The sequence below is a fragment of the Teichococcus deserti genome (assembly GCF_001982615.1).
In the GTDB taxonomy this organism is placed as follows: domain Bacteria; phylum Pseudomonadota; class Alphaproteobacteria; order Acetobacterales; family Acetobacteraceae; genus Pseudoroseomonas; species Pseudoroseomonas deserti.
In genome coordinates, this window is the sequence record NZ_MLCO01000139.1 from 1 (window position 1) to 9,372 (window position 9,372).

Below are 9,372 nucleotides of genomic sequence, written 5' to 3' on the forward strand. Positions count from 1 at the left end.
CCCCCGACGCCGCCCCGCCGCGCGCCCTGCCCCCGGCGCCAGCAGGGTGGCCAGCGCCGGGGGCAGGGCGCGCGGCGGGGCGGCGTCGGGGGCGTAGCGGTTGCCGGTCGCCAGACAGGCCGCGAATTGCAGCCAGAAGCCCTCGGCGGTCGCGCTGACGCCGCGGACGGTGCCGCGCGGCGCCAGGCTGTATTCGTTGAGCTCGCCGACCGGCCCGTCCAGGGTGATGCGCAGCCCCGGCCGGGCCAGCTCCGCCTGGGCGGCCACACGGGCGGCGATGGCGGGCTGCTCGGCGCGCAGCCAGTCCAGCAGGGCGGCCACGGCCGCCGGCAGCGGGGTCGGCGGCAGCGGCGGCTGCGCCGGGTGGGACGCCATCAGCCGGCGCAGATAGAGCGGCCCGCCCGCCTTCGGCCCGGTGCCCGACAGCCCATGCCCGCCGAAGGGCTGCACGCCGACCACGGCACCGATCAGGTTGCGATTGACATAGACATTGCCGGCGCCGGCGGCTTCGGTCAGGGCGGCGATGCTGTGGTCGATGCGCGAATGCACGCCGAAGGTCAGGCCATAGCCGGTGGCGTTGATGGCGCGGATCAGCGCCGCCTCACCGCCACGGCGATAGCGCAGCACATGCAGCACCGGGCCGAAGATTTCTTTCTGGAGATCATCGATCGAGGCGATCTCGATCAGGGTCGGCGGAACGAAATGGCCCTTGGCGCAGGCGTCGGGCAGCGGCACCGCATGCACGGCGCGGCCCTTGGCGCGCATCGCCTCGATATGGTCGCCGATGCCCCGGGCGGCTTCCGCGGTGATGACCGGGCCGATATCGACCGACAGCCGGTCGGGGCAACCGAGAGACAGTTCCGCCATGGCGCCGCGCAGCATGGTGAGGACGCGGTCGGCCACCTCCTCCTGCAGGCAGAGCAGCCGCAGCGCCGAGCAGCGCTGCCCGGCGCTGTCGAAGGCCGAGGCGATGACGTCGCCCACCACCTGCTCGGCCAGGGCCGAGGAATCGACCACCAGCGCATTCTGCCCGCCGGTCTCTGCGATCAGCGGCACCGGGGCCCCCGTCACGCCCAGGCGCTGCGACAGGGTGGCCTGGATCAGCCGGGCGACCTCGGTGGAGCCGGTGAACATCACGCCCTGCACCCGGGCATCGGCCACCAGCGAAGCGCCGACCTCGCCCTGGCCGGGCAGCAGCTGCAGCGCGGCGCGGGGGATGCCGGCGGCGTGGAACAGGGCGACGGCGGCGGCGGCGATCAGCGGCACCTCCTCGGCCGGCTTGGCCAGCACCGGATTGCCGGCAGCGAGGGCCGCCGCCACCTGGCCGGTGAAGATGGCCAGCGGAAAGTTCCAGGGCGAGATGCAGGCGATCGGGCCGAGCGGGCGATGCTCGCCGGTGAAGCCGCGCGCCTGGGCGGCGTAGTAGCGCAGGAAATCGATGGCCTCGCGCACCTCGCCGATGGCGTTGGGCAGCGACTTGCCGGCCTCGCGCACGATCGGGCCGAGCAGGGCGGGCAATTGCTGCTGCATCAGGTCGGCGGTGCGGTCGAGCAGATCGGCGCGGTCACCCGGCGCCACCGCGGCCCAGATGGGGGCGAAGCGGGCGGCGGCGGAGAGCGCAGCCTCGACCGAGCCAGCACCGGCCTCGCGCGCCTCGCCGACGATGTCGCCGTTGTCGGCGGGGTTCGTCACCAGGAAGGGCGCGCTGTCCTCGGTCACCTCCTTGGCCAGCATCGGCGCGGCGGTGTAGCGGGCGCGCGCCGCGGCCAGGGTGGCGGAGAGGGCGGCCAGCGCCTGCTCGTTCGCCAGGTCCAGCCCGCCGGAGTTCTTGCGTTCCGCCCCGAACAAAGCGAGGGGTGCGGCGATGCCGTCATGCGGCCGGCCGGGCGGCGTCAGCGCCGCGGCCTCGGCCACCGGGTCGGCGGTCAGCGCCGCGACCGGCACCGCCGGGTCGTTGATGCGGTTGACGAAGGAGGAATTGGCGCCGTTCTCCAGCAGCCGCCGCACCAGATAGGCCAGCAGCGTCTCATGCGTGCCGACCGGGGCGTAGATGCGGCAGGGGCGGTCCAGCTTGCCGGTGCCGACGACCTCTTCGTAGAGCGGCTCGCCCATGCCGTGCAGGCATTGGAACTCGTATTGCCCGGGCTTCCAGGCGGCGGGATCGGCCATCTCATGGATGGCCGCCAGCGTCCGCGCATTGTGCGTCGCGAATTGCGGGAAGACCGCGTCGGGCGCCGCCAGCAGCCGCCGGGCGCAGGCCAGGTAGGAGACGTCGGTGTGGATCTTCCGCGTGAAGACCGGGAAGCTGTCCAAGCCGTCGAGCTGGGCGCGCTTGATCTCGCTGTCCCAATAGGCGCCCTTGACCAGGCGGACCATCATCCGCCGGCGGGTGCGGCGCGCCAGGTCGATGACGAAATCCACCACATAGGGCGCGCGGCGCTGATAGGCCTGGATGACGAAGCCGACGCCGTCCCAGCCGGCCAGCCGCGGGTCGGCGGCCAGCGCCTCCAGCAGGTCGAGCGACAGCTCCAGCCGGTCGGCCTCCTCGGCATCGATGTTCAGCCCGATGTCGTAGCGGCGGGCCAGCATGGCAAGGGAGGCGACGCGCGGCAGCAGCTCGGCCATGACGCGGGAATGCTGGGCGCGGGCATAGCGCGGATGCAGCGCCGACAGCTTGATGGAAATCCCCGGCCCCGCCTGGATGCCGCGCCCGGCCGAGGTCTGGCCGATGGCATGGATCGCCGTCTCGTAATCCTTCAGGTAGCGGGCCGCATCGGCCGCGGTGACCGCCGCCTCGCCCAGCATGTCGTAGGAATAGCGGAAGCCTTTCTGCTCCATGGCTTTCGCCCGGGACAGCGCCTCGTCGATGGTCTGGCCGGTGACGAATTGCTGGCCCATCAGCCGCATCGCCATGTCGACGCCGCGGCGGATCACCGGCGCGCCGGCGCGGCCGATCAGCCGGGTGAGCGCGGCGCCGAGCCCGGCCTCGGTGTCGGGCACCGCCAGCCGCCCGGTGACCACCAGCCCCCAGGTGGCCGCGTTGACGAAGAGCGACGACGCATGGCCGAGATGCGAGCCCCAGTCGCCGCCGCCGATCTTGTCGCGGATCAGCGCATCGCGGGTGGCGCTGTCGGGGATGCGCAGCAGCGCCTCCGCCAGGCACATCAGCGCGACGCCTTCCTGGCTGGACAGGGAAAACTCCTGGACCAGGGCCTCGACGCCGCGGCCGGGGGGCTTGCCGCGCAGCGCGGTGACCAGCTTCTCCGACAGCGCCGTCGCGGCCGCGTTCTGCGCCGGCGCCAGCTGGGCGGCGGCGAGCAGAGGGGGCAGGCAGTCAGTCTCGGCGCGGCGGAAGGCCGCGGTGACGGCGGCGCGCAGGGGCGATTGCGGCAGCAGCTCGGCGGCCAGCGGGGCGAAGGGCGAAGCGGTGTCGCGCATGGCGCGGAGGTCCTCGGCAAACGAGCGAAAAACCTAGCGAGGGGGCAGGCGGATCAGTATCGGTTGATTTGGCCGGATGGCCGGATAAAACACGGTGAAGAAGCCAGGGCGTAGAGAAAGATGCAGGAAATTGACCGGATCGACCGCAGCATCCTGGATATCCTGCAGCGCGACGGCCGCATCACCAACCAGGAGCTGGCCGAGCGCATCGGCCTGTCCCCCACCGCCACCAGCGAGCGCCTGCGCCGCCTGCTGCGCGACGGCTTCGTCAGCGGCTTCGGCGCCCGGCTGGACCCGCATCGGCTGGGCTTCGGGCTGCTCGTCTTCGTCGAGGTCTTGTTGGACAAGACCACGCCCGACATCTTCGAGAAATTCGCCGCCGCCGTCATCCGCGCCCCGGAGGTGCTGGAATGCCACATGGTGGCGGGCGGCTTCGACTATCTGGTGAAGACGCGGCTGCGCGACATGGCCGCCTACCGCGCCTTCCTGGGCGAGGTGCTGCTGAACCTGCCCGGGGTGAAGGAGACGCGGACCTATGCCGTCATGGAGGAAGTGAAGAACGACGGCCCGCTGCCGCTCAGGTGAGGCGCCCCTGGCAGGCCCGCCAGACGCGCTCCGGCGTCAGCGGCATGTCGAGATGGGCGAGGCCCAGCGCGTCGGCGACGGCGCCGACCACGGTCTGCGGCGCGCCGATGCAGCCGGCCTGGCCGGCGCCCTTGGCGCCCAGCGGGTTGCGGGCTGTCGGATGCTCGTTGAACAGCACTTCCAGCCAGGGCAGGTCGGCGGCGCGCGGCAGGCAATAGTCGTTCAGCGAGGCGCTGAGCAGCTGGCCGCTTTCGGCGTCGTAGCGGATGGCCTCCAGCAGGGCCTGGCCGATGCCCTGGGCCAGCCCGCCCTGCACCTGGCCGGCGGTCAGCAGCGGATTGACCATGGTGCCGTAGTCATCCACCGCCAGGTAGCTCTGCAGGAAAACCTCGCCCGTTTCGGGGTCGACCTCGGCCTCGGCCAGGTGGCAGCCATTGGGGAAGACGATCTGGTCGTTCGGGTTGTGCGCGTCGCTGTCCAGCGCGGCCGCCCCACCATGCTCGATGATTCTTCTCAGTTCGACCGCTGCCCCATCCGGGCTGGTGAAGCGGGCCTCGGCGAAGGTCAGCGCGGCAGGGTCGGCCTGCAGCAGGGTGGCGGCCAGCGCGCGGGCCTTCCCCAGGAATACGTCGAGCGCCAGGACCAGCGCGGTGCCCGCCAGCGGCAGGCTGCGCGCCCCGCCATGACCGCCGCCGCGCGGCAGCAGGTCGCTATCGGCCTGCATCAGCGTGAAACAATCCTCGGGCAGGCCGAGGCGGCTGGCGGCGATCTGGGCGAAGCTGGTGGCCAGCCCCTGGCCGTTGGACTGGGTGCCGGTCAGCAGCCCGATCTTACCCTCGGGCAGGATGCGGATGGCGCCTTCCTCGGTCGGCGCGCCGCGCGAGGTCTCCAGGAAGCAGGCCAGGCCCAGCCCGCGCAGCCGGCCTTTTGCTGCGGAGGCGGCCTGGCGCGCCGGGAAGCCGGCATGGTCGGCCGCCTTCAGGGCGGTCGCCAGATTGTCGTGGAAGCGCGCCGTGTCCATCGGGATGCCGAGCGCGCTGACATGCGGGAAGCGGGCGATGAAGTTGCGGGCGCGGAGCTCGGCGCGGTCCAGGCCCAGCTGCAGGGCGGCGACGTCGATCAGCCGCTCGATGATGTAGTTGGCCTCGGGCTTGCCGGCGCCGCGATAGGCATCGACGGGGGTGGTGTTGGTCAGTGCCCCGCGCGAGGACATAGCCACCGCCGGGATGGCATAGACCCCGCCCATCGCCGCCATCGGCGCCGTGGTATGCGCCCCCGGCCCAAGGGCGGAGACATAGGCGCCGAGCCCGCCGATGATCTCGACCTCGAGGGCCAGGAACTTGCCCTCGGCGTCGAGCGCCAGCCGCGCGGTGCTGACATTGTCGCGGCCATGCGCGGCGGTCGAGAAATCCTCCATGCGCTGGGCCAGCCAGCGCAGCGGCCGGCCCAGCTGCCGCGCCGCCCAGAGCAGCGCGACATATTCGGGATGAAGGACATTCTTCATGCCGAAGCCGCCGCCGACATCGGGGCAGGTGACCTGGATGCGCTCAGGCGGCAGGCTCAGGCAATGCGCCAGGTCGCGGCGCAGGCCATGGACGTCCTGGCCGCTGACCACCAGATGCAGCCGGCCGGTCGCCGTGTCGTGCCGCGCCAGCACGCCGCGATTCTCCAGCGGCGCCGCGGTGACCCGGTTGTTGACCAGGGTCAGGCTGACCTGATGCGCGGCGGTGGCGAAGGCAGCCGCCACCTTCTCCGGCTCGCCGCGGCGGAAATGGAAGGCGCAGTTGCCCGGGATCTCCGGGTAGAGCTCCGGTGCGCCGGGGAGGAGCGCGGCCGCGTTGTCCGTCACCGAGGCCAGCATCTCGTAATCGATCGCCACCAGCTCGGCCGCATCGCGGGCTGCGGACAAGGTATCGGCGAGAACCAGCGCGACGGGCTCGCCCACATGGCGGACCCGGTCGACCGCCAGGGCGTGGCGCGGCGGCGCCACCAGGCCATTCACCACCTCGGCCGACATGGCGCAGGGCAGCGGCCGCAGCCCCGCCGTCAGCAGATCGGCGCCGGTGATGACGGCGACGACGCCGGGCAGCGCCCGCGCCTCGGCTGCGTCGATCGCGCCCAGCACCGCATGGGCATGCGGCGAGCGGACAAAGACGGCCTGCAGCGCGTCGGGGGCGGGCAGGTCTTCCAGGTAGCGCCCCTCGCCGCGGAGAAAGCGCTGATCCTCCTGCCGGCGGCGCGAGCGCGGGTCGCGGAAGATCAGGTCGGGGGCGGCGGCGGCATCGGCAGGGGTCATGCCCCCATTCTTGACGAGTCTGGCGCCGGGCGGAAGGCGCCGTCCTGCAGCCAGGGCGCGGCGGCGCTGACCTCCAGCGCTGCGGCCAAGGCGACATCCTCGGAAAAGCCGCGGCCGATCAGCTCCTGGCCGGAGACGCAGTCCTCCAGCAGCCGTCCGATCGCCGGCGCCGCGGCCTGGAAACCGTCGCGGGCGAGTTCCGCCTCGGGCGAGAGCGGATCGTCCAGATGCGACAGGATGGCGCCGGCGCCCAGCCAGTCCTCGACGGCCGGGCGCAGGCTGCCATCGGGCCAGCGCTCGCCGGCCGGGACCAGGCCGATCGGGCCGCCCTGCGCCAGCTGGCGGGCGGCGTGCGCAACGGCCGCGGCATTGCGCAGGCAGCCGGCCAGCAGCGGCGTGCCGCCCGCCGCCAGCGACAGCCGCGACCCGTTCGGGGAGGGCAGCAGCAGAGAGGATCCTTCAGGCAGGGTGGCAAGGCTCGCCGGTGACAGGCTCCACTGCCCGCCGCCGGCGCGGCGCGGCCGGGCCAGCAGGGCGCCGAGCGCTTCGGCGCGGGCGGCGGCGGCGACCTCGTCGCCATGCGGAAAGGGATACACGGTGACGCTACGCGCCAGCGCCACGTCCAGCGCCGTGCCGAAGGACAACACGTCGACGACGACCAGGACAGCGACCTCGGGCTGCAGCGCCTCGAGCCCCGCCAGGCCCCATTCCAGCCGGATCATTCTGACCCTCTCCCTGCCAGCCGCAGCCCTGGGGACGGTTTTCCCTCGTAAAACCAAGCCAAAAAAAAGGCGGTGCCGAAGCACCGCCGAGTTTAGGGAGGAAACGTCCAAGAAAGAACGACCGAGGCAGTGCCGTCGATCGTCGAAGAGGAATATAGAGCGACCCATGCGTTCACGCAAGTGTGAGAGTGCGTTGCAGCAAGATGGCTGGAATGCAGCCTGCGCGGGGCTCGACGGCCAAGTTTTCGATGCCTTTACAATGGCTTGGCCTTGGCCATTCGCTGCCTGCCGGCGGTGGCCGGTGCCCTCGGCAGACGGTGGGTGTGGCTGATGTCTCGGTGTAGCTGTGCCCCTTAAGAATTTGTTTTAGTTGGATGATCCGGCGGAGTCCCCTCGCGCGACCTCAGGGGGCGGGTTCCGCTGCGCCTTCGGCGATGCCCTGGCGCCAATAGGCGGCTGCCCGGAAGGAACCGCGCGGCAGGGCCAGAGTCTGGCCGAAATGCTCGCGCAGGGCCCTGGCCGTCGCCGCCTCGCAGGCTGCCCAGGCCGAGGCGGTGCCGGGTGTCTCCAGCCCAACCGGCCAGTCGACCGCCTGCACCGCCGCCAGCAGTTTTTCGCCGCAAGCGGCACCGTCGCGCGGCAGCCAGGTCACGGGCATGCCGGGCGGGTGGCGCAGGTGCTGGCGCTCGGCATCATTGGCGACCTCGATCAGCACCTGGCCGCGTGCCTCGGCCGGCATGTCTTCCAGCGCGCGGGCGATGGCGGGCAGCGCCGTCTCGTCGCCGGCCACCAGGGTCCAGCCCTGCAGCGGGATATGTCCGCCGCCCGGCCCGGCGACGCCCAGCCAATCGCCCGGCCGCGCCCGCATGGCGAAGCGCGAGCCCGGGCTGGCATCCCCATGCGTGACGAAATCGATGTCGAGCTCGTTGCGCGCCAGGTCGACCCGGCGCAGCGTGTAGGTCCGCCGCGTCAGGGCACAGTCAGAAAAGTCGGGCTGGCCGCTGTCGGTCAGGGTCGGCCAGCGCGGCTCGGGGGCGGCGCCCGTGCCGGTGCCTTCCTCGGGCAGCAGCAGCTTCACATGCATCATCTCGGCGTCGAAGCGCTCGAAGCCCTGGCCGGTGACGGTGACGCGGCGCATCTGCGGCGTCACCTCCACCACCCGCGCCACGCGCGCCACGCGGAAGTTGTGCGGCCGGCTGCCCGGGCCGCTCTCGCCGGCGCCGCGCCAGACGATGCCCAGCTTCTCTTCCGGGGCGAAGGCCTCCAGATGGCCGGCGACGGTCGACTTGGCATCGGCCAAGCGGTCGGGCTCGGCGGCCTCGATGCGGAGCGCAATGGCGCCGGGTTCCAGCTTCAGGAAGGCGCTGCCGCCAGGGAAGTCGATGCGGGTGTCGTCCACCGGGCCCTGGATGGTCAGGCCGTGGCTGGCCATGTGCTCGCGGAAGGTCTGGATTAGCGCATCGGGCTGGCGGGCGCTGGCGCGCGCCTCGGTGATCAGGCTGGCCATTTTTCTTCCAGTTTTTCTTTCAGATCCCGCCCGAGGGGAGGTCGGCCCAATGGGCGCCCTGCATCGGGATGGCCAGGAAGCGCTCGTTCAGCTGCGCCATGGTCGCCGCCGGGTCGAGGTCGCCGCAGCGGTCGGGATGGCACCAGCGGGCCAGGGCCTGCAGCATCACCAGATGCGCCGGCGTGTCGTTGAAGCCGTGCCAGATGGCATGGGCGCGGCCGGCCTGCACCGCCGGCAGCACCTCCAGCTTGCTGCGGCGGATCACCGCGGCCAGCGCCTCGGAGGCGGCGGCCGGGGCGATGCCCGGGCCCAGCGGGATGCCGCCGCGGGAGCCGTAAGGCCCGCCGGTCGCGACATAAAGCCAGGGATCGGCCGTGATCACCTGTTCCAGCGAGACATCGCCGGTGTTGGTCGGCAGCAGGTCGGCGCCGATGTTGTGGCCGCCGGCGAAGCTGACCATGGTGCTGTAGGCGCCGCGCCCGGGCGAGCTGCAGCAGGGCGTTCCGCCGGCATGGGCATGGACGAAGACGCGCGGCCGCTGCGTCACGCCCTGCAGCCGGTCGGCGATCTGCTGCCGGCCGCCGCCGTAGAATTCCCCGAATTTCCTCGCCTCGGCCTCGCGCCCCATGACCTGGCCGAGGATCGCCATGCTGCGCTGGGTATTGGCCATCGGGTCGACGAAGAAGTCGATCACCACCACGGGGATGCCCATCGCCGTCAGCCGGTCCGGCAGGTCGCCGCCATAGGGGCCAAGCGAGGCGAGGCTCGCGATCACCAGCTCCGGCGCGCCGGCCAGCAGCGCCTCGATCGACAGCCCGCCATTG

At 72.1% G+C, this 9,372-nt stretch carries 6 protein-coding genes; 1 reads left to right on the forward strand and 5 read right to left on the reverse strand.

The genetic code is table 11. From position 1 onward, the window contains the following. Nucleotides 1-3,438: trifunctional transcriptional regulator/proline dehydrogenase/L-glutamate gamma-semialdehyde dehydrogenase (gene putA / locus BKE38_RS14660; protein ID WP_106409220.1), on the reverse strand; the 3,438-nt coding region annotated here is incomplete at its 3' end. 120 nt (nt 3,439-3,558) lie between these two features. Between putA and BKE38_RS14665 the strand changes: the two genes are divergently transcribed. After that, a complete protein-coding gene (locus BKE38_RS14665) occupies nt 3,559-4,023 on the forward strand; it encodes an Lrp/AsnC ligand binding domain-containing protein (RefSeq protein WP_076958043.1) in 465 nt (154 codons plus the stop codon). On the opposite strand, the gene BKE38_RS14670 is transcribed toward BKE38_RS14665, so the two are convergent. From BKE38_RS14670 to BKE38_RS14685, 4 genes are all read right to left on the reverse strand, one after another. Next, entirely contained in the window at nt 4,016-6,319 is a 2,304-nt protein-coding gene (locus BKE38_RS14670; RefSeq protein WP_076958044.1) for a xanthine dehydrogenase family protein molybdopterin-binding subunit, read from the reverse strand. The genes BKE38_RS14665 and BKE38_RS14670 overlap by 8 nt on opposite strands. Continuing rightward, nucleotides 6,316-7,041, reverse strand: a complete 726-nt coding sequence (locus tag BKE38_RS14675) for a 2-phosphosulfolactate phosphatase (protein ID WP_076958045.1) — start codon at nt 7,039-7,041, stop codon at nt 6,316-6,318. The genes BKE38_RS14670 and BKE38_RS14675 overlap by 4 nt, the downstream gene beginning before the upstream one ends. 403 nt (nt 7,042-7,444) lie before the next feature. Next, nucleotides 7,445-8,548, reverse strand: a complete 1,104-nt coding sequence (locus BKE38_RS14680; protein WP_076958046.1) for a siderophore-interacting protein — start codon at nt 8,546-8,548, stop codon at nt 7,445-7,447. A gap of 19 nt (nt 8,549-8,567) precedes the next feature. Continuing rightward, on the reverse strand, nt 8,568-9,372 hold an 805-nt coding region (locus tag BKE38_RS14685; RefSeq protein WP_076958047.1), incomplete at its 5' end, for an ABC transporter substrate-binding protein.